Source organism: Actinocrinis sp. (genome assembly GCF_035946395.1).
Taxonomy (GTDB): Bacteria; Actinomycetota; Actinomycetes; order Streptomycetales; family Catenulisporaceae; genus Actinocrinis.
The window spans coordinates 1-26,585 of the sequence record NZ_DASYZI010000158.1 but is presented as its reverse complement, the minus strand read 5'-3'; the positions used below and the strand labels follow the sequence as shown (position 1 = coordinate 26,585).

Sequence of the window (26,585 nt, the reverse complement as noted above, 5' to 3'; positions counted from 1 at the left end):
GCAGGATGGGTCTGGGCATGGCGTGGCTGTGGGCCGTAGGTCATCTGGCCAGGGAAACGCGTCTGAGCAGGGTACGGCCGAGCAGGACGTGCCTGAGCAGGGCAGACCAGCGCGTGGCATGGCTGCGGACTATGGGCCGTCCGGTTTGGGACAGGCGTCTGTGCAGGGCACGCCTGAGCAGGACGGGTATCAGCAGGGCGGATCTGAGCGGGGCGCGCCCGGGAGTCATGGGCCGTTCAGCTCGGAGCAGGCGTCTGGAGAGGGCGCGTCTGAGCGTGGTGGGTCCGAGGCTGGCGGCGAGTCGGCGGCGCGGCGGATCGCGCTGGACGCGTTGTCTCGGGCCGCGCGCACCCGGGGACAGTTGGAAGCCCTGTTGCAGCGCAAAGAGGTCGCGCCCGAGGCTGCGGCGGCGGTGCTCGATCGCTTCGAAGAGGTCGGGCTGATCGACGACCGCGGGTACGCGGAAGCCTTTGTGGAATCCAGACACAGGGTTCGCGGGCAAGGCAGCCGGGTGTTGTCCATGGAGCTACGTCGGCGGGGTGTGGCCGACGACGTGGTCGCCGACGCGATCGGAGGACTAGACCCGGATCGCGAGTTCGAGACGGCCTGCCGGATCGCTCGGTCCCGGTATGAGCGGATGCCTGCGGTGGCACCCGAGGTGAAGGTGCGTCGGCTGGCCGGATTCCTGGCGCGGAAGGGTTACTCGGGCTTGGTCGTCGCTCGTGTCGTCCGACAGGTCGTCGAATCGGTCGACTCGTTGGCGGTGGCGGCGGAAGCGCTCGATGGGATGGGGGACGGCGAGATTGGGGACGATGGGGATGTGTGACTGCCTTAGAGTCCTAAAGACCTAGAGCCGCTACGGGTGGCCCTCAAGCTGTTGCCCTGGTCAGCTTCGATGTGTCTGGGTGATGTGGACGTATCGGTAAGCGGCGTTGCGGTCTACGGTCATGGCGTTGCGAGGGTCACGATGTTGTGGTCCAGACGCCGTCTGGCGGGGTGATCGCCTTGATGCCTGAAGGCGCCAGGGTTGCGTTGAAGATTGCCTTCCAGGTGCCGTTCTGTTCGGCGGCGACCAGGATGTCGTCGACCTTCTTGCGTAGCAACTCGTCGCCGAAGGGCAGGCCGATGCCGTAGAGCTGCGGCGCGGCGGCCTTGGGGACCTCGATCAGACGCAGGTTCTGCGGGTCCTGTGCCGCGTAACCGGCGAGGACCGCCAGGTCGGTGTAGACGGCGTCTACCGATTGTTGCTTCAGAGCGCTGACGCATTCCGAGAACGTGTCGCGCGGTAGCGGTTGGGCGCTCGTCAGGCTTTTGAGCTGCGTGTACGAGTTCGAGCCCGATGTCGAGCAGATCTTGTTGTCCGACGTCAGCGACTCCATGCCGGTGATGCCGGTCTCGTCGGCGCGCAGCAGCAACCCCTCATCGGTCTCGAAGTACGGCCCGGCGAAGGAGATCACCTGCGCCCGGGCTGGCGTGTACGAGTAGGAGGCGACGACGAGGTCGACCGAGCCGTTCTCCAACGCGCTCTCCCGGTTGGCCGACTCGATCGGCACGAACTGGATCTGCGAGCGGCTGAAGCCGAGCCCGGCGGCGATCAGTTCGGCGATTTCGACGTCGAAGCCCGTGTATGTCTGGTTGCGCTGATCGTAGTAACCGAGGCCGGGCTGGTCGTCCTTCACGCCGATGACGATGCGGCCCTTGCCCTGGTCACGGGAGGCCATGCGCAGGAAGGTCGGCGAGTTGTCCAGCCTGAAATTCGCCGCGACCGGGAAGTCGCCTGTCGCCGTGACGGGGGAGATGGTGACACAGCCGACCGTGCTCACGACGATACCCATCACGATGAAAAGCCCGAGCAATCCCCGTCGTCGCACGTACAGTCAGCCCCTTGCGCTGGTGTCACCCCGAATGCGTTTCCGGTGTGGAAGGTAGCGGCTGGCGGGCTTATCCGTCACCGCGAGGGATAACGGTCGAGTAACGGTGCAGAATGTCCGCGGCGTCCGGGGTCATGCGCTCCACGGTAGGACCTTGCCCTGTGGAAAGCTCAAGAGCGATCATGCAAAGAGGGAGCGAGGGTCGGTCGGGGCCGACAGCGCGGTGCGTGCGGCTGGCGCCGTGCGGGCCTGCGAGTCGGGGCCGAGCGTGGCCAGGCGAAGGAAGTCGATCGGTCTTGGGAACGGCTCCGGCGGCAAGCGTGGCAAAATGCGGAGAGGTCGTCCCGGAGCGCACGGGACCGGGACCTCGACCGTGGACCGGCGCCCCGGACCGCGGCGACCGGCGGATTGGGTGGTTGTCTTCGAGATGTCCTCAGCCAGGAAGTACGAGATCGTCACGTACGGCTGCCAGATGAACGTGCACGACTCCGAGCGGCTGTCCGGCCTGCTGGAGAGTGCCGGCTACGAGCGCGCCGAACAAGGCGACGCGGCTGACGTGGTGGTCTTCAACACCTGTGCAGTCCGGGAGAATGCCGACAACCGCCTGTACGGCAACCTCGGGCACCTCGCCTCCGTCAAGGCGCAGCGGCCGGGTATGCAGATCGCGGTCGGCGGCTGTCTCGCGCAGAAGGATCGTGGGGAAGTCGTGCGTCGCGCGCCCTACGTCGACGTGGTCTTCGGTACGCACAACCTTGCTGCGCTACCGGTCCTGCTCGAACGTGCCCGCGTGCAGCAGGAGGCGCAGGTCGAGATCGCCGAGTCACTGGAGGTCTTCCCGTCCACGCTGCCCACGCGCCGTGAGTCCGCGTATGCCGCGTGGGTTTCGGTGTCCGTGGGCTGCAACAACAAGTGCACGTTCTGCATCGTCCCGGCACTGCGCGGAACGGAGAAGGACCGGCGACCCGGCGAGATCCTGGCCGAGATCGAGGCGCTCGTGGCCGAGGGGGTCGTGGAGATCACGCTGCTCGGGCAGAACGTCAACTCGTACGGGGTCGAGTTCGGGGACACCACGGCGTTTTCGAAGTTGTTGCGGGCGTGTGGAGAGATCGCGGGGCTCGAAAGAGTGCGGTTCACCTCGCCGCATCCGCGTGACTTCACCGATGACGTGATCGCCGCGATGGCCGAGACACACAACGTGATGCCCTCGCTGCACATGCCGCTACAGTCGGGCTCGGACTCGGTGCTGCGTGCCATGCGCCGCTCTTACCGGCAGGATCGGTACCTCGGGATCATCGAGCGGGTGCGTAAGGCGATACCCCACGCAGCGATCACCACCGATGTGATCGTCGGATTCCCTGGCGAGACGGACGCGGACTTCGAGCAGACGCTACACGTGGTGCGCGAGGCCCGGTTCGCCTCCGCGTTCACTTTCCAGTACTCGAAGCGCCCCGGTACTCCGGCCGCGGAGATGGACGGCCAGGTGCCCAAGCAGGCCGTGCGGGAGCGTTACGAGCGGCTGGTCGCGCTCCAGGAGGAGATCTCCTGGGCGGAGAACCGTCGGCTGGTGGGCGCCGAGGTCGAATTACTGGTGGCCGAGGGCGAGGGGCGCAAGGACGAGGCGACGCACCGGATGTCCGGGCGGGCGCGCGACAACCGGCTGGTGCACTTCGCGGTCGGCGAGGTCGGGGCTGGTGAGCGGCCGCGTCCTGGGGATCTGGTGACCGCCGAGGTCACCTACGGGGCGCCGCACCACTTGGTTGCGGACGGTCGTGACGGCGGCAACGCCATCCGCACGCTGCGTCGGCTGCGCTCCGGCGACGCCTGGGAGGCGCGTAACGCGGCGGATGCGGCGGATGCGGTTAAGGACGTAAAGCCGCCGACGGTTTCACTCGGGATGCCGGGTGTAGGCGCGCCCGCGCCGCTACCGGCCGCCCCGGTCTGCTGAGCGGCGGTGCCGGGTGCTGGTCGCAGCCGCAGTATGCCCTCAGGCGCCCATGCTCGTGCCTGAGGTCGCAAATGGTGCCGCTGAGGAGTTGGCGGACGTCCGTGACGCATCATTTGAAGCCGTCACTCGGCTTCGGCTGGAGAGGCCTGACCTGCTGATCGCGGTGGCTACGGGCGGTGGTGCCGGGGCGCGTGAGGTGCGGTTTGGCGGGAACTTCCGTCGTTTCGGTGTGGATCTCGCTGTTGGTGAGGGCGCAACTGGAGATGGCCTGGCTGGAGATGGCGCAGCCGGGAGCGATATAGGCGACGTGGCAGGAGATGACGGGCGGGGCGCGCGGGGCACCGCGTGCGTTGGCCTGCTGGTCGGGCGCTGGCTGCTCGACGGCGGGTTCCCGGCGGCCGTGCCGCTGCGCGAAGGCTGGGAGATCGGCGAGCGTACCGAGCCAGGGGAGTGCGAGCGGATCGGGCGCGCGTTGGCGGCGCGGTCCGCGCGTGTCGCGCTGCTGGTCATGGGAGACGGAACGGCTCGGCGGGGCGTCAAGGCGCCCGGCTATCTGGACGAGCGCGCCGTCCCCTTCGACGACGAGGTCGCCCGCGCGTTGGGCGGTGTGGACACGAGAGCGCTCGCGGCCATCGATCCGGCGGCCGCGAGCGACTTGATGGCGGCGGGGCGGGCTCCCTGGCAGGTGCTCGCCGGGGCCGTCGACGGCAGCAGCCCGTCGTGGCGCGGCGAATTGCTCTCGTATCGCGCGCCGTACGGGGTGGGCTACTTCACCGCCGTCTGGACGCCGCAGGGTTGATGTGCCGGCTGATGCGACGCTGACGAAGGGCTGGTGGAGCCGGTGCGTCAGCTCTGCGGCGGCTGCGCAGAATCGCCGCCCTGCGTGCCGGGTTCGGGGCGCGGCATGTCGGCGTCGGCTTCTCCGGAAGCCTGTCCGGCCTGCTGGCCGAACTTGTCCTTGGCCATGCCGACGCCCTTGTTGATCTGATTGGTGTACTTGCCGCCGGTCTTCTCATCGACCATCTGGCCTGCCTTGTCGAGGCCCTGGTTCACCTGGTCGCCGTGGCCGGCCATCATGCCGGTCACGCGGTCCTTCAGTGTGGTGCCGGTGCTGCCCGAGTCGCCCTTGCGGTGCTTGAGGAAGTCGAAGATGCCCATTGCGTGGCCCTCCGGTTCGGGGCCGTCCTGTACCGTCGGCCCGATCAAAATCGAGCATATGCGACATAACGGAATGAAGCGCGGTGACACGGATACCGGAGAATGGGGACCTGGGACAATGAGGCCGTGACAGGGGCTGTGACAAGCGTGATGGCGTCGGAGCGGGGTGAGCAGCCGATCGGCGCGCCACGGGCAGCCGTCAGGCATCCGGCCGACGGACGACCGCTGGTGATCGCTGTGGTCGGCCCCACGGCGGTTGGCAAGTCGGACCTGGCCGTCGCCCTGGCCCGTGCGGTCGGTGGCGAGGTCGTCAACGCCGACTCGATGCAGCTTTATCGCGGTATGGACATCGGCACCGCCAAGCTCACCGAGGCCGAACGCGGGGGCGTTCATCACCATCTGTTGGACATCTGGCCGGTGACGCAACGGGCGGCGGTGGCCGAGTACCAGCGTCTGGCGCGTACCGCCATCGACCGCTTGGTGGCCGAGGAACGCCCGGTGATTCTCGTCGGTGGTTCAGGTCTGTACGTGCACGCGACGCTCGACGACTTCGAGTTCCCCGGCACCGATCCCGGGTTGCGCGCCGAGCTTGAGGCGCAACTCGCCGAAGTCGGACCGGGCGCGATGCACGCCCGGCTGACCGCAGCCGACCCGGACGCCGCTGCGGCGATCCTGCCGTCGAACGGCCGACGGATCGTGCGCGCGCTCGAAGTCATCGAGCTGACCGGCGGCCGGTTCGTCGCGACACTGCCAGGGCATCGGCCGCACTACCCGCACACGCTGCGGCTGGGCCTGACATCGGACCGCGCGCTACTCGACGAACGCATATCGCGGCGAGTGGACGTGATGTGGGAACGCGGGCTGGTCGACGAGGTACGCGCTCTGGAGAAAGTCGGACTGCGTGAGGGCGTCACGGCCAGCCGCGCGCTCGGCTACAAACAGGTCCTTGCCTTCCTTGCCGGGGAAATCTCGGAACTGGATGCCCGTGAGCAGACCGTCAAGGAGACCAAGCGCTTCGCCCGGCGTCAGGAGTCGTGGTTTCGGCGAGACCCGCACGTGCATTGGCTTGACCAGGCCGGTGACGGTGTCTACGACGTTGCGCTGGAACTTGTGCGCGGTTGACGGCGGAGATGGAGCTTTGACGGTTAGCGAGGACTAGCGAGAGTTGACGACGGGTCAGAGGTGTTCAGGCGCCGAAGATCCGGCGTGTGTACTCGTTGCCGAATACACGATCCGGGTCCGCTTTCTCCCGTACCGCCAGGAAATCCTGGAAGCGCGTATACGCCGAGGCGATGTATTCGCGATCCCGCGTGTGTATTTTGCCCCAGTGCGGGCGTCCGTCGTAGGCGACCATGATGGTTTCGGCGTTCTCGAAATAGTCCGTGGGGCTGACGCCTTCGTGCATGTGAAACGCCAGGTACGCTGTGTCGCGGCCATGCGCCGTCGAGAGCCACAGTTCGTCGGCGGGGGCGGTACGTACTTCGATCGGCAGGCTGATCCGCAGTCCTGCGGCCTCGATCATCCGCCGTACTTCGCGTAACGCCGGGACTGCGGCCTCACGCGGCAGCGCGTATTCCATCTCCAGGAACTTGAAACGCCGCGGTGAGGTGAACACTTTGTCGGATCGGTCGGTGTAGCTGCGCGCCGTCAAAGCTTTCGAGGCGAAGCGGTTGATCGTCGGGATGGCCCGTGGCGCGCTGCGTCCGGTCTTGAGCAGACCGGAGAAGAACGTGTTGGACAGGAATTCGTCCTCGAACCACTCCCTGCGCCGGGAAAGCGGCGTGGCGGGCCCGCCGGAGCGGTTGTTGCGCTTGAGCATCGCGCCCTTGGTGTGCGGGAACCACCAGAACTCGAAGTGCTCGTTCTCCCGCCACAGGTCGTCGAAGGTTTCGAGGGCCGCGTCCATCCGTATCGGCTCCTCGCGCGCGGCCAGCAGGAACGCCGGCTCGGTGCGGAACGTCACCGCGGTGATCACACCGATCGCGCCGATCCCGATCCGGGCCGCCTCGAACAGTTCCGGGCGTTCGGCGGCCGAGCAGGCCACGATCGAACCGTCGGCCAGCACCAGTTCGAGCCCGGCGACCTGCGCGGCGAGGGACGCGCTCGACCGGCCGGTGCCGTGCGTGCCGGTGGCGATCGCCCCGGCGACGGTCTGTTCCTGGATGTCGCCCAGGTTCGTCAGCGCGAGCCCCTGCTCGGCGAGCAGCTCGTTGAACCGCCACAGACCCATCCCGCCCTCGACGGTGACCAGGCCGGACGCCTTGTCGGCCGAACGCAGCCTGGAGAGGTGGTCGAGCCGGATCAGCACGCCGTCCGTGACGGCGACCGGGGCGAACGAGTGGCCGGTGCCGACCGGTTTGACTTTAAGGCCGGCAGCGGCGGCCTCACGCACTGTCTGCGCGACATCTCGCGTACTCGTCGGAGTGGCGATGCGCCGCACATGGGCCTTCTGATTGCCCGCCCAGTTCGTCCAGGCGCGCGTCGGCGCGGAGGTCGCGTCAGTGGTCACAGCCTCGGAAACCCATCTCATCAGGTCGGCAGGGTTGCCTTGCGGTGGGTAAGCCAACGCGACATATGAGCGGGCGTCAAGGGGCGATTGTGGAATTTCGTTGTCTGCTCATAGGAATTCCGAGACGCTGCTGAGCGGTAGTGCTCCATAGCGCCTCATAAGCAGTGTTCCAAGCCGGCTGACTTCGAAGTGCGTTTCAGGTCCGGTCGGTGGGGAAGAGGTTTCGGCCGCGCTCGGGTGCGCAACCCGCACATGCGAGGATGGCGGCATGTCATCGGCCAGCCCTTATGACGCCCTGCTGCTGCTGTCCTTCGGCGGTCCCGAGGGGCCCGACGACGTGGTCCCATTCCTGGAGAATGTCACGCGCGGCCGGGGCATTCCCAAGGAACGCCTCGTCGAGGTCGGCGCGCACTACTTCCGGTTCGGCGGAGTGAGCCCGATCAACGGGCAATGCCGGGCGCTGATCGCGGCGCTCGAACGCGACTTCGCCGAACACGGCCTCAGCCTCCCGATTTACTGGGGCAACCGGAACTGGGAGCCGTACGTGGCCGACGCGGTCGCCCGGATGGCCGCGGACGGCGTACGCAGGGCGCTGGTATTCGTCACGTCGGCCTATTCGTCGTACTCGGGTTGCCGCCAGTACCGCGAGGACTTGGCAGCTGCGATGGCCGCGGGTGGCGACGCGGTGGCGGGACTTCGACTGGACCGTGTCCGCGCCTACTTCGACCACCCGGGTTTCGTCGAGCCGATGGTCCGCTCGACGGTGCAGGCGCTCGGCCGCCTGGACGAGTCAGTGCGCGACGAAGCCGAACTGGTCTTCGTCACCCACTCGCTGCCGCTCGTGATGGCGGATTCGAGCCCGTACGTGACGCAGCACGAGGCCGTGGCCGAGTTGGTCGCGCTGGGCGTCGAGCGGGTGACCGGGGTGGCCGACAGGCCGCGTTCGCTGACGTACTGTAGCCGCAGCGGGCCCCCGAGCCAGCCGTGGCTTGAGCCCGACATCGGTGATCACCTGCGTGAACGCGCCGCGCAGGGGCTGGCGGCGGCGGTCGCGGTGCCGATCGGCTTCATCTCGGACCACATGGAGGTCGTCTACGACCTCGACACCGAGGCGGCCGAGACGGCGGCCGAACTCGGGCTGTCGTTCGCCCGCGCGGCCACGGTCGGCGTGGACCCGGACTTCGTCGCGGCGATCCGCGACCTCGTGCTCGAACGCGCGACCCGGGAACGCGGCGAGCACTCGGAGCCGAAGGTGCTCAGCGCTCTCGGCACGATGCCGGATGTTTGCAGTGCCGGGTGCTGCCCGAACGTGCGCGGCCACCGGCCGGCGCTGTGCGGGATGGACTGACGTGACGGGACCGGCTGACGTGGAACGCGCAGGCGCAGACGATGCGAACGGGCACGTGAACGGGGACGTGAGCGTGGATCCATGGCGGCTGCTCGAACTGGCGCAGGTGGTGGCCGGCGAGGCCGCGCGGATGCTGGTGGAGAGGCGGCCGGCGGATCTCGGCGTCGCGATCACCAAGTCCAGCCCGACCGATGTGGTCACCGAGATGGACACCGCGGCCGAACAGCTCCTCCGCAAGATGATCCTCGAACAACGCCCCGATGACGCCTTTCTCGGCGAGGAGGGCGGGGCGAACTCGGGGCGCAGCACCGTGCGATGGGTGATCGACCCGATTGATGGCACCGTGAACTATCTCTACGACCTACCGCACTGGTCCGTGTCCGTGGGCGTGGAGGTGGACGGTGTTGCGGTGGCGGGTGTCGTCGCCGCTCCGCGCCTTGGAGAGACCTACACGGCAGTGCGCGACGCCGGGTCGTGGTGCAACGGCGTGAGGCTGCGTGTGCGGCCGCCGACCGATCTGGGCAGAGCCCTCATCGCCACGGGCTTCGGTTACCGTTCCGAACGACGAGAGCGCCAAGGCGTGATCGTCGGTGCCCTGCTGCCACGGGTGCGCGACATCCGACGCGCCGGTTCGGCAGCGCTGGATTTGTGCGCCGTCGCGGCTGGCCGGGTGGACGGCTACTACGAGCGCGGCACGCACGACTGGGACCGCTCGGCGGGGGCGCTGATCGCCACGGAGGCGGGCGCAATCGTCCAAGGCTTTCATGGTCAATCGGCGAGTGAGGCGATGGTCTTGGCGGCGCCTCCAGGGACCTTTACCGCCCTCCACGATGCCTTGATCGAGCTCGGCGCGGGCGCCCCGGACTACTGAGCGCGAGACGAATGAGCGTCCCGGCGCTCATAAGGGCTCATAAGGGCGCGGGACGCTCGGTAAATATGGCTTGACTAGCAGTCACGCCACGTTGGGTCAGGCCACAGTGGAGTTAAGCCGCAGTGGGCGTGGACACGTCCACGCCATGCTCGGCGGCGATGCGGAGCAGGGAGTCCAATTCGCCCTGCTCCACTTGCACCGCGTAGGGGTCTTTGGCGGACATGGCGCGACGCAGAGCGGACTGCGTGTCGAAGATGCGCTGTCGCAGACGAGTGGAGAACTCTCCCATGGTTCGCTCCTTGCGCGGGGGAGGGGGCCTGCGCTGCCGGTGAGGGCCCGGCGGTGCGCAGCCCGCAGCCGTGGAGGGTGGGACTGGCCGGTCGGCTGGACTGGGATGGAACTTGGGGTCGATGCCGGGGTTGTCGCTGTCGGGTGGTGCCGCACTCACACAAGTACCCACGCCGCCATGGCGGGTTGAGCCATGTGGGTCTGCCTTCCCAGGGGCTACCGATGCCAAACCGGCTTTTCGAATCCAGCCGGGCGGGTCGGAAGGTTTTGACCCTCTCTTTACACGGACTGCGGCACTCTGCTTTCTTCGAGCTGCTTTCTTCGAGCCGAGACCGCGGGGCGCAGCCGGTGCGGGACGGTGAACTGCAAGGTGTCGGGCAGATTGACTTTGGGTGAATCGGCCGTGGACAGGTTGATTCCGGTGAAGCGGAGGCGCGCGGATCATGCGAGTGCTGGTCGTCGAGGATGAGCGGTTGCTGGCCGACGCCATCGCGACCGGTCTGCGCCGCGAGGCGATGGCGGTGGACGTGGTCTACGACGGCGCCGCGGCCTGGGAGCGGGCCGGCGTCAACGACTACGACGTGGTCGTGCTCGACCGCGACCTGCCGGCGATGCCCGGCGACGAGGTGTGCCGACTGATCGTCGGGTCGGGCGCCGCGACCCGGATCCTGATGCTCACCGCCGCCTCAGACGTGGCCGACCGGGTGTCCGGGCTCTCTCTGGGCGCCGACGACTACCTCGGCAAGCCCTTCGCCTTCGCGGAACTGGTCGCCCGGGTGCGCGCGCTCGGCCGCCGTTCGGTCGTGCCGGTGCCGCCGATCCTGGAGCGCTCGGGGCTGCGGCTGGATCCGGCCCGGCGCGAGGTGACCCGCGACGGACGTCCGGTCGCCCTCTCGCCGAAGGAGTTCGCCGTGCTTGAGGTGCTGCTACGCGCCGACGGCACGGCGGTCACCGCGGAGCGGCTGCTGGAAAAAGCCTGGGACGAGAACGCCGACCCGTTCACCAACGTGGTGCGCGTCACCGTCATGACCCTGCGCAAGCGGCTCGGCGATCCGCCGATCGTGCTCACCGTGCCCGGCGCGGGTTACCGAATCGCGTGATCAGCATATGAACACTGAACCTGACGCCAGCATCTCGAACCCTGGCAACATTTCGAACGCCGTCAACCTGAACAGGGCGCGCGTCGAGGATCCGCTCGCTCGCACGGTGATCCCGCTGACCGCGTCGGGTCACTACACCGCAGCGACCGAGGCTGCTCCACCACCCGCCAGGCGTGCGGCACGGCGTGGTCTCAACGTGCGCGCCAAGCTGACCCTGATCTACGGTTCGATGTTCGTCGGTGCCGGCATCCTGCTGATCACAGTCATCTACCTCCTGGTTCTTTACCGGCTCAACCATCCGCGAGCCAACCTACCGGCATGGTGCACCCTTACAGCGGCGGACCGGGCTGAGGGCATCAAGCTGACCAGCGTGCAGAGCGCCCTGTGCGCACGTCTTCAGCGGACTGAGACGCTGCGCAGCATCGTGATCTCCTCGCTGGTCGGGCTCGCAATCACCAGTGTCGTGGCGTTCGGCGTGGGTTACCTCGTCGCAGGACGCATTCTGCGGCCGCTGAGCCGCGTCACGGCTGCCGCACGACGTATCGCGCACCGACCGGATGCCGCCGCACAGACCCGGATCGCCCTCGACGGCCCCAGCGACGAACTGCGCGAGCTCGCCGACACCTTCGACGAGATGCTCGACCGCCTCGACCTCGCCTTCCAGAGCCAGCGGCGCTTCACAGGCAACGTCTCGCACGAGTTACGCACCCCGATCGCAATCAACCGCACGCTGCTTGAAGTCGCACTCGCTGATCCAGACCTGCCTTCGCAGACCGAGCAACTCGCCAAAGCGCTGCTGACGACGAACGAACGCTCCGAGCGGATGATCGAAGGTCTGCTCGCGCTGGCCCGTGCCGACAACGCGCTCGTCAACCCGTCTCCGGTCGACCTCTCCGCAGTCGCCGCACGCGCGGCGGCTCAATGCGAGGCCGAGGCGTCGGAACGCAGCGTGGTGCTGCGTACGGACTTCGGGCGCGCGTTCGCGTTCGGCGACGGCTCGCTGCTCGAACGCGTCGCGACAAACCTGATCCAGAACGGCCTGCGGTACAACACGCCGGGCGGATGGGTGGACGTCGTCACGTACGACCAACGAAGCCACGGTCTGCTCGTGGTGGCCAACACTGGACCGATCGTGCCTGAGACGGCGGCTGAGGGGCTGTTCGAGCCGTTCCGGCGGCTTCAGCCGACCGGCGGTGCACAGCGCGACCCGGCGGACCGTGGCGCGGGGCTCGGGCTGTCCATCGTGCGCGCGATCGTCTCGGCGCACAGCGGCCGGATCGTTGTGCAGCCACGGTCGGAAGGCGGGCTCATCGTGCGTGTCTGGGTTCCCGTTCCTCGGCCGATGCCCTGACCGACGAGCCGCTTCCGAGCCGCTTGGGGTTCGCCTACGTGTCCCGTGGCTGCCTGTAGGGGCGTGCCCTAGCCGATCCGCCGTAGCTCTTTCGCGTACAGCGCTCCGTTCGCGACGTACCGCGCCACAGCGTCGTCGAAAGCTCCCGGCGAGACCGTGTTCGGGCGGATCTTTGCCGGGACGCCGAGTGCCATCGCACCGCTCGGGACCTCGGTCCCGGGAGACACCACCGCGCCCGCGCCGACAAGCGCGCCACTACGCACAGTGACCCTGTGCAAAAGCACCGAACCGGACCCGATCAGACAGTAATCTTCGACTACACAGCCCTCGAGATGAGCGATGTGACCAATTACACATTCCGAGCCGATTACAGTCGCCAGTTCCTCTGTCGCGTGCACCACAGTGCCGTCCTGAACCGAAGTGCGCTCGCCGACCGTGATGCTTCCATAGTCTCCTCGCAATACGGCTCCGGGCCACACGCTACTGCCCGCACCTACGCTGACCTGGCCGATCACCACGGCTTCGGGGTGGATGTAGGCCTCGGGATGCAGGGTGGGAATATAGTCGCCCAACGCGTAGATCGGCATGGGGGCACGCCTTCCATGACGGGTAGCCGACGGACTTCGGGGATCGGATCATCCTGCCAGATCACTCTTTCGGCGGAGGTGAGTGGGTGTCGGTTGCATAACACCCCTTGAAGTGAGGCAAAATCTGCGCCTCGGATCGGGCACAAGTCCGGCTCCCGAAACGTTACGTGCCCAGAACCAGAGAACCGCCTGAAGGGGGAGAGGGAGAAATGGCCACCGACTACGACACTCCACGCAAGACCGACGACGAGCTCAACGAGGACTCGCTGGAGGAACTGAAGGCCCGCCGCGTCGACAAGACCGCCGCGGTGGTGGACCTGGACGAAGGCGACGCCGAGTCGCTGGAACTGCCGGGTGCCGACCTGTCCAACGAGGAGCTCAGCGTCCGGGTGCTGCCGCGCCAGGCCGACGAGTTCACCTGCTCCAAGTGCTTCCTGGTGCATCACCAGTCGCAGTTGGCGTATGAGCGGAACGGACAGAGTATCTGCCGGGACTGTGCCTGAGCCGAGAGGCCGCCGAGGGTACCGGCGGCCTCTGAGCAGTACAGGCGCCTCGTGGACGGGCGTCCGGCACACGGCGGTGGTCAGCGCGGGAGCGCGTTGACCACCGCCGCTAGTTGAGTGGGCCGCCGGCTTGAAAGGTAGAGATAGGGAGTCGGATCCGCAGGGTCGGCGATCTCGACGCGCACCGCGGTCGGGATGTAGCTACGCAGCAGCAGGAACGCCCGCGGATCCGCTTCGTAGGTGCGCAGCGCGCGGGCGTGCTCGGCATCGAGCGCGAGCGCGGCCCCGAGCGCGGACGCGGGCAGCGTCGCGGGACCGGCCTTGAGCGTCCCGTCCGACAGCACCTCGATCACGGGGCGGCCGTACGCCACCACGGCCCAGCCGCCCAGCGCGGTGACCAGGACCAGGCCGGCCAGCGACCACCACGGGCTCATCACCAGCAGGATGATTGCGATGCTCAGCCCGAACAGGAACGCGATCAGCCAGTACGACAGGGGAGCGCGCAGCGTCTCTCGATAACCGGCGGTGTGCTCGCCACCAGCACTCTGGCCTGTGCCGCGAGCGGCCGGCTCACGGCCGTCGGCTTGCTCTCCGAGGCTGTCTGTGGGTGTGCTGTCCATAGGCAATAGCGTCACACACGACTCGTGCGATCAGTGCGTCGCCCCTGCCGGATACGGACGGGGCTTGACAGCCGGGTAATGTCTGCGGCGTGAGCAGACCCGACGCGAGCCAGTCGGCCGCGCCGAGCGACGCGCGGACGGCTGTCGTGACCCCGACCACGCCGCCGGCGAACGCCCGGCTCCCGCGGCGTCATCCCGAGGCTCCGCCGCCGGGCACGGAACTCGGACCGCACTACCCGATGTGCTTCGCCTGCGGCGACGAGCAGCCCAACGGACTGCATCTGCGGGTGTTCGCCGCCGAGGGAGTCGCGGTCCGCGCCGAGTTCGAGGTCGGGGCGGCGCACCAGGGAGCCCCGGGGCTGATCCACGGCGGCCTGCTCAACCTCGCCTTCGACGAGGTGATGGGCTCGGTGCACTGGCTGCTGCGCGTCCCGGCGGTCACCGGAAGACTGGAGACCGACTTCCTCAAGCCGGTTCCGGTCGGCCGGACGGTACACCTGTCCGCCTGGTGTGAGGGCATTCACGGACGCAAGCTCTTCCACCGCGCCGAGGGTCACCTGGACACGCCGGACGGTCCGTTGGTGGCGCGGGCGTCCGCGCTGTTCGTCGAGGTGCAGCTCGCGCACTTCACCAAACACGGCCGGGCCGATGAGGTCCAGGCGGTGCTTGACAATCCAGACGATCACAAGATGCTGCGCGCCTTCGAGGTGAACCCGTGATGGGGCGGCTGGACCTGACGGGGCAGTCGGGTCTGATCGAGCAAGACGGCACCTTGGCCGGGGCCGGGCAAGACGGCACGGTCGACGTCCTGGTCACGCGGCTTGACCCGGGACTTCCCCTGCCGAGCTACGCTCATCCGGGTGACGCGGGAGCCGACCTCTGCACGGTCGTGGAGGCCGTGGTGGCGCCGGGCGAACGGGTCATTCTGCCCACCGGTGTGGCGATCGCACTCCCGGATGGGTATGCGGCCTTCGTGCATCCTCGCTCGGGACTCGCCGCTCGCTACGGGGTGGCCTTGGTCAACTCCCCTGGAACGGTGGACGCGGGGTACCGTGGCGAGGTCAAGGTGATCGTGGTCAATCTGGACCGGAATGCCCCTGTGGTGTTCCACCGGGGGGACCGGATCGCCCAACTCGTGGTGCAGCGGGTCGAGCGCGCCCGTTTCCGCGAGGTGGCCGAGTTGCCGGAGACGGCGCGCGGCGCGGGCGGATTCGGGTCTACCGGCCGGTAGGCGCGGCTCCGCGATCAGAGTCGGACGCGGGCAGCCGCGATCATTGGTTATCAGTGATGGGGAGACGAGAACGATGTTCCGACGGCGAGGGCGCGACGCGGACACGGGGCCGGAGGACGGCTTCGACGAGTCGGCCGACGACGTCTTAGCGGACGCGCAGGAAGGCACCCGGCGCGCCCCCGACCCGGGTTCCGGCAGGGAGAACGGGCCGTGGGACGCCGCGGAGCTCGACTCTCCCCACGACGGCCGGATCGACTTCGGCGGCCTGCTCATCCCGGCCGCCGGAAACATCCGGGTGGAGATGACCGAGCAGGGGCAGCTGGTCGCCATCCGGATCGAGCTCGGGCAGAGCGCGATCCAGGTGAACGCCTTCGCCGCGCCGCGCACCGAGGGCATCTGGTCGGACGTGTGCGACGAGATCGCGGTGGAGATCACCAAGCAGGGCGGCATCGTGGACCGCGGCGTCGGGCAGCTCGGCCCGGAGTTGCGCGCCCGCGTGCCGGTCCGGCTGCCCGATGGCAACCAGGGCATCCAGGTCATGCGCTTCGTCGGCGCGAACGGCCCGCGCTGGTTCCTGCGGGGAGTGGTCTACGGCCTCGGCGCGGTGCAGCCCGAAGCCGCCACGGCGGTGGACCGGGTGTTCCGGGAGATCGTGGTGGTGCGCGGCACCGAGGCGATGGCCCCGCGTGACCCCATCCCGCTGACCATGCCCAAGGACGCCCAGCCGGCCGAGCCGGTGCCCGACGAGCAGGACCCGGGCTCGCCGTACAAGGGCAGTCTCAACCCGTTCGAGCGCGGCCCGGAGATCACCGAGGTCCGATAGTCCCTGGGTTCGATAGTCATGGCTCCGATGGTCCCGAGCTTCGACAGCATCGGGGTTCGACGGCCCTGACGTTCGACATTGCCGACGCGCCGCCAGCTCGGTGGCGCGAAAGTTCCTCGGCGGACCGTTTGTCGACTCCTGCGGCGGCGATGGATCCGGCCAATTTCCAGGGCCGGATCCACCGCCGCCGTATGAGCTCCGGCTACCATGCACGGCATGCCAGCTTTCCCCCCACCCGAGGCGGCTCCGCCCGTTTTCACCACGCCCGAGCCCGGCGCGGCCCCGGTTCCTGAGCCGCGGTACGCCGTCGCCGACGCCGTGCCTGGGACTGAGGCCGCAGCAGGCAGCGCCGAGGCGGAGGCGGCTCGTGCGGCGGCGTACCAGGAGACGATCGTCGCCACCTTCGGCGGGAAGCGCGGCTTGGTCGAGGCCGGGCTGCCGACCATCGTCTTCCTCATCGTCTACACCGCGACCAGAAGCCTGAACGCTTCGCTGTGGTCGGCCGTCGCGGTCGCCGCCGTGCTCACCGTCGTGCGGCTCGCGCAGAAGGACAAGCTTCAGTACGCGCTCAGCGGCCTGGTCGGCGTGGCGGTGAGCGCGGCGTTCGCGAAGTTCACCGGACAGGCGAGGAACTTCTATCTGCCCGGGGTGCTGCAAAACTCCGGCGAGGCGCTGCTGTTCGGCATCAGCGCCCTGGTCCGCTGGCCGATCGTCGGCGTCCTCATCGGCCCGATCACCGGCGAGATGACCGCCTGGCGGCAGCATCCGGAGCGGCTGAAGGCCTTCACCGTCTCCACCTGGCTGCTCACCGCGATGTTCGCGGTGCGCGTGGCGATCGAGGTGCCTCTCTACCTCTCCAACCAGCTCACCGCGCTCGGGGCGGCGAAGGTGCTGCTCGGCTACCCGCTCTACCTCGCGGTCGCCTTCGTCTGCTGGCAGATCATCAGAAAAGCGCCGCTGCCCAAGGAGACAGCGACGCCTTCGAGTTGATGCCGGTGAGCCAGATGTCGATGGGCTGAGCGTCGACGAGCTGGATGTTGACGAGCTGAGCGTCGATGAGTTGGGCCTCGGCGGCCTGAGCCGTCAGAGTCGGCCGACCTCGTCGACCTCTTCTTCGCCTGTTCCGCCCCGCTGCCTACTCGGCCTGCACCGATAGCAGCTCCTCAAGTTGCTGCTCGCGGTCCGGGGCCGCGACGAACAGCAGCTCGTCGCCGGCTTCGAGCGGGTTCTCCGGGCTCGGCACCAACACCCGGCCGCCGCGCAGCACTGCGACCAGCGCGGTGTCCTCGGGCCATGTCACCTCGCCGATCCCGGTGCCAACCAGCCGGGCGTTCGCCGGCAGGGTGAGCTCCACCAGGTTCGCGTCGCCCTGGCTGAACCGCAGCAGCCGGACCAGGTCGCCGACCGAGACGGCCTCCTCGACCAGCGCCGACATCAGCCGCGGGGTGGAGACCGCGACGTCCACGCCCCACGCGTCGTTGAACAGCCACTCGTTCTTCGGGTGGTTGACCCGGGCCACCACCCGCGGCACGCCGTACTCCGTCTTGGCCAGCAGCGAGACCACCAGGTTCACCTTGTCGTCCCCGGTGGCGGCGATGGCCACGTTGCAGCGCTGCAAGCCCGCCTCGTCCAGCGAGGCGATCTCGCAGGCGTCGGCGAGCAGCCACTCGGCGCGCGGCAGCTCGTCCACCGCGATCTGCTGCGGCTCCTTGTCGATCAGCAGCACCTCGTGGCCGTTCTCCAGCAGCTCGACGGCGATGGAGCGGCCCACGTTCCCCGCTCCGGCGATGGCGACGCGCATCAGTGTTCCGGTCCCTTCGCGAAGATCTCCTCGACCCTGGCCAACTCGTCCGCCACCAGCGCCACGTGCGCGAGGTCGCCTTCCTGGAGCACGGTGTCCTCGGTGGGCAGGACGCCGTGCCCGAGCCGCGACAGGGCCGCGATACGCACTCCGGCGGCCTCTTCCAGCCGGGAGACCCGGTGGCCGACCCAGTTCGGGCTCAGGTGCACCTCGGCCAGCAGCACGGTGCCGGAGGGGTCGCGCCAGTGCTCGTCGGCCCCGGCGGGCAGCAGGCGCCGCAGCATCTGGTCGGCGGTCCAGCGCACCGTCGCCACGGTCGGGATGCCGAGGCGCTGGTAGATCTCCGCGCGGCGCGGGTCGTAGATGCGGGCGACCACGTTCTCCACTCCGAAGGTCTCCCGGGCCACCCGGGCGGCCAGGATGTTGGAGTTGTCCCCGCTGGAGACCGCCGCGAACGCCCCGGCCTCCTCGATCCCCGCCTCGATCAGCGTGTCGCGGTCGAAGCCGGTGCCGGTCACCCGGCGGCCGGTGAACCCGGTGCCCAGCCGCCGGAAGGCATTCGGGTCCTGATCGACCACGGCGACCGAGTGGCCCAGGTCCTCCATGCTCAGCGCCAGCGTGGAACCCACGCGGCCGCAGCCCATGATCACGATATGCAACTGCCCGATCTCCTCGGTCTACGGTCTGCGCCCGCCGCCGGGCGGCGGTCCGCGCCGGCTTCTTGCCGCTCTGTGTCTATCATCTGACGCCCACGGGGCCCAGGGTGGGGTTCACCGCCGTCGGGCGGAACGCGCCGTACGTTCTACCCTGGTGGACGAGCCGCTTCGAAAGCGGTAACCCGCGGTAGATCGGACCACCCGTGCCAGCTCGTCACACCTCGCATACCACCCCGCCCACTCGGCCGAACCATGACGAGCGTCCAGCTGGTCGCAGTCTGGCGGGGGAGCGCTTCGAGGTGAATGTCGGTGCGGTGGCGCACGGCGGCTTCTGTGTGGCCCGGCACGACGGCCGCGCGATCTTCGTCCGCCACGCCTTGCCGGGCGAGCGCGTCATGGTCGAAGTCACCGAGGGCGCGGAGAACGACCGGTTCCTGCGGGCCGACGCGGTCGAGATCATGGACGCGTCACCCGACCGCGTTAAGGCACCGTGCCCGTTCTCCGGGCCGGGCCGATGCGGCGGCTGCGACTGGCAACATGCCGCCCCGGAGGCGCAGCGGCAGCTCAAGGCGGCCGTGATCACCGAGCAACTGAGCCGTCTGGCGAAGATCGATCGCAAGGTCGTCGTCGAGGAGTTGCCCGGCGCGCCGGACGGCCTTGGCTGGCGCACTCGCGTTCAGTTCGCCGTGGACGGGGAAGGTCGTGTCGGGCTGCGTAAGCACCGCTCGCACGAGGTCGTCCCGGTGGACCACTGCGCCATCGCAGCGCCCGAGGTTGAGGAACTCGGCGTTGAAGCGCGACGCTGGCCGGGCATGGCCGGCCTGGAAGTCATCGCGGCGGCTGGATCGTCGGACCGTATGGTCATCGTCACTCCGCACGCAGGACAGCGCGTTCCGTTCGTCGACGTGGACGTTCCGGTGTCCGTGCTGCGTGGCGACGGCAAGGGCGGCACGCAGCGCATTCACGGCCGCGGACACGTGCGCGAAGTCGCGGCCGGACGCACGTGGAAAGTCAGCGATTCGGGTTTCTGGCAGGTGCATCCGGCGGCGGCTGATGTGCTGACCGCGGCCGTGATGGAAGCCGTGAAACCACAGCGCGGCGAGACCGCGATGGACCTGTACTGCGGCGTCGGGCTGTTCGCGGCGGGCCTGGCCGAGGCGGTCGGCGAGGACGGCGAGGTGGTCGCCGTCGAGTCCGAGGCCGCGGCGCTGGCGGACGCCGCCGCCAACCTGGCCGGCCTCGATCAGGTCGTGCTGGTTGAGGATCGGGTGGATCGGGCGCTGGCTCAGGCGCCGGAGGGCTTCGAGGCCGAGGTGATCGTGCTCGACCCGCCCCGCTCGGGCGCGGGACGCGCCGTGGTCGGGCGGATCGCGGCCGCCCGCCCGCGCGCGATCGCCTACGTGGCCTGCGATCCGGCGGCGCTCGCCCGGGACGTCGCCTACTTCGCCGAGCACGGCTACGTGCTGGCCGGCCTGCGGGCCTTCGACCTGTTCCCGATGACCCACCACGTCGAATGCGTGGCGACGATCGTCCCCGCGGCTGGGTAGTATCCATGGCGGCGAGCCGTGACTGGCGCTTCGGTCCCGTGCATTGGACAAGCCCCGTGCATCGGATGGGCACAGTGCGACGACCGACTAGGTGGACATAACCACCGGGGAACGGTTCGCCTCATGAGAGTGGGCACCGTGCGCCTGGGTGTTCGCCGCCACCGCGCCTGACAACAGCGAACGATGGAGGCAGACATGCACGAGCCCGCCGTTCCGCACCTCGCCGCAGCAGACCCGGAGATCGCCGGGCTCGTACACGCCGAGGCGCGCCGCCAGTTCGAGAAGATCCGGCTGATCCCCTCCGAGAACTACGTCTCCACCGCCGTGCTCGAAGCAACCGGAACGGTGCTGACCAACAAGTACTCCGAGGGCTACGCCGGGAAGCGTTACTACGAGGGCCAGCAGGTCATCGACCCGATCGAGACCATCGCGGCGGAGCGCGCAAAGGCGCTTTTCGGCGCCGATCACGCCAACGTCCAGCCCTATTCGGGCTCGCCCGCGAACCTCGCGGTCTATCTGGCCTTCCTGACGCCGGGCGACACCATCCTGTCGATGGACCTGCCGATGGGCGGGCACCTGACGCACGGTTCACCGGTCTCGATCACCGGCAAGTGGTTCCGGCCGGTGCACTATGGCGTACGGCGGGAGACCGGCCGGGTCGACATGGATGACGTGCGCGAGATCGCGCTGCGTGAACGGCCCAAGATGATCATCGCGGGCGGCACCGCGATTCCGCGCACCATCGAGTTCGCCGCCTTCGCCGAGATCGCCCGCGAGGTCGGCGCGATCCTGCTGGCCGACATGGCGCACATCGCGGGCCTGGTCGCGGGCGGCGCGCACCCCACGCCGGTCGGCCACGCCGACGTGGTCTCCACGACGACGCACAAGACGCTGCGCGGCCCGCGCGGGGCCATGCTGCTGTCCACCGCCGAGCACGCCAAGGTGATCGACAAGGCGGTCTTCCCGGGCCTTCAGGGCGGCCCGCACAACCACACCACCGCCGCCATCGCCGTGGCCCTCAAGGAGGCGTCGCAGCCCTCGTTCAAGGACTACGCGGCCAACGTGGTGGCCAATGCCCAGGCGCTGGGCGAGGCGCTGCTGGAGCGCGGTTTCGACCTGGTCTCCGGCGGCACGGACAACCACCTGCTGCTGGTGGACCTGACCAACAAGGGCGTCACGGGCAAGATCGCCGCCAAGGCGCTGGACGCGGCCGGGGTCGAGCTGAACTTCAACACCGTCCCGTTCGACCCGCGCCGTCCGTTCGACCCCTCCGGCCTGCGCCTCGGCTCGCCCGCGGTCACCACCCGCGGCCTGGGCGCCAAGGAGATGGTCCACATCGCGACGTGGATCGACGAGGCGGTCGCGGTCGCCGCGCGGGCCGGCTCGCTGGACGCCCTCGTGGAGCCGGAGCCGGCCGGGGAACTCGCGCGGATCGCCGGAGAGATCAGGGAACTGCTGACCGGCTTCCCGATGCCCGGCTACGTCGTCCAGGACTGATTCGGACTGATTCAGGGCGGGGGACCCGGATTCACAGCGTCTCCGCTGCGTTTTCACCTGTCGGATGCCTGGGCCGACTCACTCGGGCCGGCCCAGGTCCCGCACTGTGGTCTAGGCCTCACCTCGGCCAGGTTTGAACAGATGACCTGCGCAAACATCGGACCGGCGTGGTGAGGGCGCCCGGATCGCGCCACAGATTTCGCGCAGGACTTGGCGGTTATGCCCCTGTGACCCTATCGTTATCAGTGCTCCGCCTAGGTGCGGAGTCCGCCGGGGCCGGTGCGCCCGGGTGCGTGCGTTCCCAACCCTGAGCGGGGAACGCCCGCGACCGGACGTGAGCCGAAGGACGGCCCTGGCGACGACGTCGGATTGAGCCTCCGGCTGTGCGGACACGTGGATAGTAGGGCCGTGGCTTTTCGGAGCTGCGGCCCTCTGCGTTTTGGCCCTGATCCATGGCCGTTTCCGCTGGCAGATCGTGACAAGTACCTGGTTCGCAGGTGCCCTCGACTTCGCGATCTTGTCTCATCGTTACGCGTCCTCACGCAGGTTCGATCACCCTTCACGGTGAATACGCGGTGATTTCTCGCTACGCCGCGTCAGGCTCTTGACCATCCTCATCAGGCGACTCCGGCTCGTCGTCGTCATCCCTCGCCAGAGCTTCATCGATCCGCCGCTTGCTCGTCTCCTCGTGACCCGCGACCACCTTCGCGTACGTCCGCAGAAGCACCTCAACCGAGTGCCCCGCCCACGCCGCGACCTGAGTCACCGGCACGCCAGCACCGAGCCACGTCGAGACGCACGCGTGCCGAAGGTCGTACGGACGGCCCGCGAGGATCGTCGCCTGCTCCTGCTCGGACAGAGCGTCGGAACGAGCCTGAGCCCACACCGCGCAGTACGTCCGCTTGGCCACCAATCCGCCGTGCAGCGACGTGAACAGCCGGCCATCCGTACCCACCGGGAACAGCTTCAGATGCTCGCGCAGGATCGCCACCAGTTCCGGGCACAGCGGCACCTCCCGCCGCGTCCGGCGTGACCGGTGCTTGAGCGGACGGTGCACACCGATCTCGTCGTCATCCATCCAAGCGGTAGATGCCTGCGGGTTCGAGCCCCACAGCACGACCTTGCCCCAACCAGTCTCGGGCAAGGTCAGGTCGGTCACGCGAACGAGTTGTACTTCGGCTGGCCGCAGCGCTGCGAAGTACATCAAGGCGAAGAACGCCCGCAGGCGCGGGCCCTGCGAGCGGGGGCCGCGCGCGTTGACCAGGTTGCCCACGGCGGCGAGTAGCGTGCGTGCCTGCCGCAGCGAGACCACCACGCCGGGGTCCACTACATCGTCAGTCGGCTCCGCGTACCACTTGACGCGATCGAGCGGGTTCGCGCCAAGGTGCCCGCGCTCGACCGCGTACTCCAATGCCTGATGGAACGCGCGGTGCCGCCGGGCGATCGAGGTCGCAGCCGTCTTCGCGCCGTCCATGTTGCGCGCCAGCGCGTCCAGCACCGAGCGGGTCACGGATGGGTCCGCGAGCGCGGTGACCGGCGGGCTGTTGCGTTCCAGCCATGTCACGGCGTCGGCGCGATCTTCCGGGGGCGTGGTCGCCTTGCCGTCCTCGGAGCGGCGCGCGCCAGGGTTGAGGATCCAACCTACGAGCGCGACCCTCGTTATCGTGTCGTCCGGCCGTCCGTTGCGACCGGGCTTGCCGGGCAGCAGCGGCAGAGTCACCGCGGCGAGCGAGTACGCGAGGCTGTAGCGGGAGTTCGGGGCAAGGCGCGGCCACTTCATGTCAGTGAACGCGATCAGGTGCTCGATCCACGTCACGCTGTTCGCGTCGCGCAGCATCGATACAGGCAGGCCGGTCTGCGTGTCGAAAGCCTCACCGCGCTTCGCGGCGGCGATCAGCTCGGAACGGAACGAGTCCGCGAGCCCCTTGGTCTTGAAGGTGCGGGGGAACTCGCGGCCGGCGACTGTCCACCGCACAGTCCACGTGGACTTGCGCGGCTTGCCGTCCGGTCCGGTGCGTTTGCTGGGGTTCTCTCGGAGATCCCAGACGCTCACGTCGTACGAGGTGGGCACTGTGGTCCCTTCTGTTGGCGGGAAGGTGTGGAGGTCAGAGGATCGGGGCGAGCCACCGATCCCCGATCCGGTGGCCGGGCGTCCGCATGGGGTGCTCGGCTACCGGAAGTTCGTCGTGTCGCAGCCACCAGGCGCGCACGTCGCGGGCGCGTTCGGCGTGCCACAGGAGCACGCCGCGCGGCGAGGTGAGGTCGTGGGCGGGAAACGGATCGTCTTCGAGCGGTAGGCCAGGCCCGGAGAGGTCGCGCCACGCGTTGAGCGTGTCGGTGGTGGTGAAGCACAGGGCCGCGAGGTCGTTCACGTCGAGGTAGCCGTCCGAGAGATCCGGCACGGGTTCGGGCGCGTTGACGTTGGCCATGCGGAGCGCGAGGCACGCGCCTTCGCTGGTCTGATGTTTGACCACGTCGTGTGCGGCCACCGCGTACCGCGTCGCGGCCGACACGGCGACCATCCACCACGGCAGGAACATCCGGTACGGGTGCCGGTGCGCGTACGCCTCCACGTCGGCCGCGAGCACCGAGACCGAAGTGCGAATGGCCGTGAAGTGCGATGTCTCGAGCGGCTGATCCGGCACCATCTCCGCGCAGAACGCGAGACCCGTATGCGCGGACGCAGTCGCGACGCACCACTTCGCCCGCTCGCGCTGGTCCTCAGCCGGTGCGGCGATCTGCCCGCCGAGCAGGTGTGCGAAGTGGGTGAGCCCGGCCGCGAGCTCGTAGGCGGCGCGGGTCGTGACGACCGGCTCCCGCAGTCGGCGCGCCGCGTAGCTGAGCGAGCTGACCCCCTCAGCCATGACTTGCTGCTGGAAGGCGGTGACGCGCGGGTGCGGCCGGAGCTCCGGGTCTTCCTTGGCGGTGACAGTGTCAGCGGGCATTGAGATAGTCCTCGTCTCCGTAGATGGCGGCTTCGAGCTTTCGGCGGGGGATCGCGTCCAAGCCCTGGTACTGGCGCAGCAGGTGGCGGACACGCAGGATCGTGGCCCGGTCTTCCTTCTGCTGCGCGAGTTGCGGTGCGATGGCCTTGCGCAGGACCCCGGCCGCTGTGGTCAGGTCGTGCTCGTTGTCGAGGCGGAGGCCGTGGCCACGGGTCATCCAGGGCAGGGCGGCGAGTTGGCGTTTGATGGCTTCGCGCAGCGAGCGCATGTCGATCGGCTGGTCTGCGGCGCTCACCGGCTCGCCTCCGGCAGGTAGGGCGGCGCGTCGAGGTACCGGACCTGCAACCCCTCCGGTAGGTCCGGGCGCACGTAGACGCCTGGCGCGTCCCACGTCCACGACCAGCCCTGGTCGGTCGCGTACACGGCGGATTGGAGCTTGGCCCGGACGGATTCGATCCACGCTGAGCGGCCCGCTTCCTGCCACGCGGTTGCCTGGCGCTTACGGTCCAGCCACGAGCAGACGAGCGGTTCACGCAGCGGTGCGCGGTACATGCGCGCACCGGGCCTGCGGAAGTAGGAGAACGGCAGCACCGGGCCGCGCCACATCGCTTCGAGCGCCTGGGCGATCACGTCACGCGTGACTGGACTGGACTCCGTCTGCTCGATCAACTGGCGCTGCGACTCCTCGAAGGCAGCGACCATGCGCATCGACTCGGATAGCGGGTTCACCGCTCACCGCCGGGCAGTGCACGACGCTCGCGAGCCAGCTCGATCTGCGTGACCGGCGCGACGCTTTGGAACGGGCGGCCGGCGAGCAGCGCGCCGATCGGGCGGGGCTCGAGGCGGTCACCGGAGCGCAGTCGGCCAGCGCGTAGCGCAGCGATGTATCCGCGCCAGTCGTCCGGATCCGCGTCGGGGATCTCGACGGTGCCACCGGCACCCACGGGTGCGCCGTTGCACCGTGCGCGCTGCTCGCGGAGTGCGGAGACACCGCGCCGGACGTCCACGGGCTTCATGCGCTCGTCGCTGGTCTTGTAGTGCTCGAAGACCGCGGCCTTGGCGTCGTCGAAGTCGAGGTCGCCGACGACGTTCAGCCAGGCTTCGTCGTCGGTCTGGTCGGTCTTGCGGTAGTCGAAGGTCGCCATGAGCCCAAGCAGGGCGGCGACCTGGGAGCGGGTCATCGGGCTTATGCCTCCAGTGCTTCAGCGAGGGTCAGGCCGTCTTCCTCGGCGTACCTGCGGGCGCGCTCCATGGCCGCCGAGGCGGCGCGTGTGGCGGGGGACTGGTGGATCGGGGTGACGTTGCCGTACGGGTCTTGCGATGCCGCCTGTGGCCGTGTGAGCCGGTTCATGGCGACGGTGAGGGTGCCTTGGGAGATCGGCCGCCCCTCGCGCGCGACGGCGTCCATGGCGGCGGCGAGGAGTTCCGGGTCGATGCCGCGCTGCACGAGCGGCCGGATGATGGACCGGACGGCGACGAAGGACTGTGCCGAGGTGGTCTTGTTGCGCTCGTACCAGTCCTTCGCGATCCGGTCGGCCGAGGCGTGTGGGTTGGGCTGCTCGTCCTTCGGCTCACCCATGGCGCGGCGCGGCGGCGAAGCCGTCGCAGGCTCGACCACCCCGAGAAGCGGCGGCTGCACACCCTCCCGAAGGGAGGGTTCTTTCTCTATCTCTCTCTCTTTCTCTAGCTCTGTGACAGCGTGACCGTCACGCGTGACGTCACGCGTGACATTCGGCGTGACAGGGGACGGCTCATCATCCGAGGTGTCTTCGTCGATCCAGTCTGGGTCGGCAGCCTGCTTAGCCGCCTTCTCAGCGGCCAGCTTCTCGCGCTCCCGCTGCCTGCGCTTGCGCTCGGCAGCGTCCTTCCGGCGCTTCTCCTCACGCTTGGCTGCGTCCTTGTCGACGCCGTTCCACTTCTCCCAGCTGGGGATA

Annotated in this window: 29 protein-coding genes and 1 riboswitch; of the genes, 15 read left to right on the top strand and 14 right to left on the bottom strand. The window is 68.7% G+C overall.

Going from position 1 to position 26,585, the window contains the following annotated elements; translation table 11 throughout:
* Positions 1-118: 118 nt before the first annotated feature.
* The gene (locus VGS97_RS29795; RefSeq protein ID WP_414641681.1) at positions 119-826 is read left to right on the top strand and encodes a regulatory protein RecX; all 708 of its coding nucleotides are present in this window, start codon (positions 119-121) and stop codon (positions 824-826) included.
* Positions 827-962: 136 nt separating this feature from the next.
* Here the strand turns inward: VGS97_RS29795 and VGS97_RS10215 are convergent, their stop codons facing one another.
* A complete protein-coding gene (locus tag VGS97_RS10215; protein WP_326853091.1) occupies positions 963-1,835 on the bottom strand; it encodes a glutamate ABC transporter substrate-binding protein in 873 nt (290 codons plus the stop codon).
* Positions 1,836-2,298: 463 nt separating this feature from the next.
* On the opposite strand from VGS97_RS10215, the gene miaB reads away from it, so the two are divergent.
* Both miaB and VGS97_RS10205 read left to right on the top strand, forming a co-directional pair.
* Positions 2,299-3,816: a tRNA (N6-isopentenyl adenosine(37)-C2)-methylthiotransferase MiaB gene (miaB, locus tag VGS97_RS10210; RefSeq protein ID WP_326853090.1), complete on the top strand. Its 1,518-nt coding sequence runs from the start codon at positions 2,299-2,301 to the stop codon at positions 3,814-3,816.
* Positions 3,817-4,123: 307 nt separating this feature from the next.
* Positions 4,124-4,615 carry a hypothetical protein gene (locus tag VGS97_RS10205; RefSeq protein ID WP_326853089.1) on the top strand — a complete coding sequence of 164 codons (492 nt, stop codon included), beginning with the start codon at positions 4,124-4,126 and terminating at the stop codon, positions 4,613-4,615.
* 47 nt (positions 4,616-4,662) lie between these two features.
* Here the strand turns inward: VGS97_RS10205 and VGS97_RS10200 are convergent, their stop codons facing one another.
* Positions 4,663-4,974: an antitoxin gene (locus VGS97_RS10200; RefSeq protein WP_326853088.1), complete on the bottom strand. Its 312-nt coding sequence runs from the start codon at positions 4,972-4,974 to the stop codon at positions 4,663-4,665.
* Positions 4,975-5,100: 126 nt separating this feature from the next.
* Here VGS97_RS10200 and miaA point away from each other — a divergent pair, with 126 nt between their 5' ends.
* The gene (gene miaA, locus VGS97_RS10195) at positions 5,101-6,096 is read left to right on the top strand and encodes a tRNA (adenosine(37)-N6)-dimethylallyltransferase MiaA (protein ID WP_326853087.1); all 996 of its coding nucleotides are present in this window, start codon (positions 5,101-5,103) and stop codon (positions 6,094-6,096) included.
* A gap of 64 nt (positions 6,097-6,160) precedes the next feature.
* Here miaA and VGS97_RS10190 read toward each other — a convergent pair whose 3' ends face one another.
* Entirely contained in the window at positions 6,161-7,504 is a 1,344-nt protein-coding gene (locus VGS97_RS10190; RefSeq protein WP_414641680.1) for a D-arabinono-1,4-lactone oxidase, read from the bottom strand.
* Positions 7,505-7,751: 247 nt separating this feature from the next.
* Between VGS97_RS10190 and VGS97_RS10185 the strand changes: the two genes are divergently transcribed.
* Positions 7,752-8,831, top strand: coding sequence for a ferrochelatase (locus VGS97_RS10185; protein ID WP_326853085.1), 1,080 nt, complete (start codon positions 7,752-7,754; stop codon positions 8,829-8,831).
* A gap of 109 nt (positions 8,832-8,940) precedes the next feature.
* Entirely contained in the window at positions 8,941-9,702 is a 762-nt protein-coding gene (locus VGS97_RS10180) for an inositol monophosphatase family protein (protein ID WP_326853084.1), read from the top strand.
* Positions 9,703-9,814: 112 nt separating this feature from the next.
* Here the strand turns inward: VGS97_RS10180 and VGS97_RS10175 are convergent, their stop codons facing one another.
* A complete protein-coding gene (locus VGS97_RS10175) occupies positions 9,815-9,991 on the bottom strand; it encodes a hypothetical protein (RefSeq protein ID WP_326853083.1) in 177 nt (58 codons plus the stop codon).
* 442 nt (positions 9,992-10,433) lie between these two features.
* Here VGS97_RS10175 and VGS97_RS10170 point away from each other — a divergent pair, with 442 nt between their 5' ends.
* Together VGS97_RS10170 and VGS97_RS10165 are read left to right on the top strand one after the other, a co-directional pair.
* Positions 10,434-11,090, top strand: a complete 657-nt coding sequence (locus VGS97_RS10170) for a response regulator transcription factor (protein ID WP_326853082.1) — start codon at positions 10,434-10,436, stop codon at positions 11,088-11,090.
* Between the two features lie 7 nt (positions 11,091-11,097).
* On the top strand, positions 11,098-12,441 hold the full coding sequence (locus VGS97_RS10165; RefSeq protein ID WP_326853081.1) for an ATP-binding protein: 1,344 nt from the start codon (positions 11,098-11,100) through the stop codon (positions 12,439-12,441).
* 68 nt (positions 12,442-12,509) lie between these two features.
* Here the strand turns inward: VGS97_RS10165 and VGS97_RS10160 are convergent, their stop codons facing one another.
* Positions 12,510-13,028 carry a gamma carbonic anhydrase family protein gene (locus VGS97_RS10160; RefSeq protein ID WP_326853080.1) on the bottom strand — a complete coding sequence of 173 codons (519 nt, stop codon included), beginning with the start codon at positions 13,026-13,028 and terminating at the stop codon, positions 12,510-12,512.
* Positions 13,029-13,237: 209 nt separating this feature from the next.
* On the opposite strand from VGS97_RS10160, the gene VGS97_RS10155 reads away from it, so the two are divergent.
* On the top strand, positions 13,238-13,531 hold the full coding sequence (locus tag VGS97_RS10155) for a DUF4193 domain-containing protein (protein WP_326853079.1): 294 nt from the start codon (positions 13,238-13,240) through the stop codon (positions 13,529-13,531).
* An 80-nt stretch (positions 13,532-13,611) separates the two neighbouring features.
* Here the strand turns inward: VGS97_RS10155 and VGS97_RS10150 are convergent, their stop codons facing one another.
* Positions 13,612-14,151, bottom strand: a complete 540-nt coding sequence (locus tag VGS97_RS10150) for a DUF3093 domain-containing protein (RefSeq protein WP_326853078.1) — start codon at positions 14,149-14,151, stop codon at positions 13,612-13,614.
* Positions 14,152-14,297: 146 nt separating this feature from the next.
* Between VGS97_RS10150 and VGS97_RS10145 the strand changes: the two genes are divergently transcribed.
* From VGS97_RS10145 to VGS97_RS10130, 4 genes are all read left to right on the top strand, one after another.
* The gene (locus VGS97_RS10145) at positions 14,298-14,870 is read left to right on the top strand and encodes a PaaI family thioesterase (RefSeq protein WP_349262076.1); all 573 of its coding nucleotides are present in this window, start codon (positions 14,298-14,300) and stop codon (positions 14,868-14,870) included.
* Positions 14,870-15,382 carry a dUTP diphosphatase gene (dut, locus tag VGS97_RS10140; RefSeq protein WP_326853076.1) on the top strand — a complete coding sequence of 171 codons (513 nt, stop codon included), beginning with the start codon at positions 14,870-14,872 and terminating at the stop codon, positions 15,380-15,382. Before VGS97_RS10145 ends, dut begins: the two co-directional genes overlap by 1 nt.
* A 73-nt stretch (positions 15,383-15,455) precedes the next feature.
* Complete coding sequence (locus VGS97_RS10135; RefSeq protein ID WP_326853075.1) at positions 15,456-16,205, top strand: DUF3710 domain-containing protein; 750 nt, start codon at positions 15,456-15,458, stop codon at positions 16,203-16,205.
* Between the two features lie 216 nt (positions 16,206-16,421).
* Entirely contained in the window at positions 16,422-17,195 is a 774-nt protein-coding gene (locus tag VGS97_RS10130; protein ID WP_326853074.1) for a DUF3159 domain-containing protein, read from the top strand.
* A 145-nt stretch (positions 17,196-17,340) separates the two neighbouring features.
* Here VGS97_RS10130 and VGS97_RS10125 read toward each other — a convergent pair whose 3' ends face one another.
* Together VGS97_RS10125 and VGS97_RS10120 are read right to left on the bottom strand one after the other, a co-directional pair.
* The gene (locus tag VGS97_RS10125; RefSeq protein ID WP_326853073.1) at positions 17,341-18,006 is read right to left on the bottom strand and encodes a TrkA family potassium uptake protein; all 666 of its coding nucleotides are present in this window, start codon (positions 18,004-18,006) and stop codon (positions 17,341-17,343) included.
* A complete protein-coding gene (locus VGS97_RS10120; RefSeq protein ID WP_349262074.1) occupies positions 18,006-18,665 on the bottom strand; it encodes a TrkA family potassium uptake protein in 660 nt (219 codons plus the stop codon). The genes VGS97_RS10125 and VGS97_RS10120 overlap by 1 nt, the downstream gene beginning before the upstream one ends.
* 275 nt (positions 18,666-18,940) lie before the next feature.
* On the opposite strand from VGS97_RS10120, the gene VGS97_RS10115 reads away from it, so the two are divergent.
* Complete coding sequence (locus tag VGS97_RS10115; RefSeq protein WP_349262075.1) at positions 18,941-20,209, top strand: class I SAM-dependent RNA methyltransferase; 1,269 nt, start codon at positions 18,941-18,943, stop codon at positions 20,207-20,209.
* An 8-nt stretch (positions 20,210-20,217) separates the two neighbouring features.
* Positions 20,218-20,366: riboswitch (ZMP/ZTP riboswitch) on the top strand.
* Between the two features lie 38 nt (positions 20,367-20,404).
* A complete protein-coding gene (glyA, locus tag VGS97_RS10110; protein ID WP_326853071.1) occupies positions 20,405-21,706 on the top strand; it encodes a serine hydroxymethyltransferase in 1,302 nt (433 codons plus the stop codon).
* Between the two features lie 586 nt (positions 21,707-22,292).
* Here glyA and VGS97_RS10105 read toward each other — a convergent pair.
* From VGS97_RS10105 to VGS97_RS10080, 6 genes are all read right to left on the bottom strand, one after another.
* Positions 22,293-23,777: a tyrosine-type recombinase/integrase gene (locus VGS97_RS10105; RefSeq protein WP_326853070.1), complete on the bottom strand. Its 1,485-nt coding sequence runs from the start codon at positions 23,775-23,777 to the stop codon at positions 22,293-22,295.
* Positions 23,778-23,811: 34 nt separating this feature from the next.
* A complete protein-coding gene (locus VGS97_RS10100; protein WP_326853069.1) occupies positions 23,812-24,651 on the bottom strand; it encodes a hypothetical protein in 840 nt (279 codons plus the stop codon).
* On the bottom strand, positions 24,641-24,946 hold the full coding sequence (locus tag VGS97_RS10095; protein ID WP_326853068.1) for a hypothetical protein: 306 nt from the start codon (positions 24,944-24,946) through the stop codon (positions 24,641-24,643). Before VGS97_RS10095 ends, VGS97_RS10100 begins: the two co-directional genes overlap by 11 nt.
* Positions 24,943-25,380: a hypothetical protein gene (locus VGS97_RS10090; RefSeq protein WP_326853067.1), complete on the bottom strand. Its 438-nt coding sequence runs from the start codon at positions 25,378-25,380 to the stop codon at positions 24,943-24,945. Before VGS97_RS10090 ends, VGS97_RS10095 begins: the two co-directional genes overlap by 4 nt.
* Entirely contained in the window at positions 25,377-25,832 is a 456-nt protein-coding gene (locus tag VGS97_RS10085; RefSeq protein ID WP_326853066.1) for a hypothetical protein, read from the bottom strand. The genes VGS97_RS10090 and VGS97_RS10085 overlap by 4 nt, the downstream gene beginning before the upstream one ends.
* Positions 25,833-25,837: 5 nt before the next feature.
* The coding region (locus VGS97_RS10080; protein WP_326853065.1) for a hypothetical protein at positions 25,838-26,585 on the bottom strand (748 nt) is incomplete at its 5' end.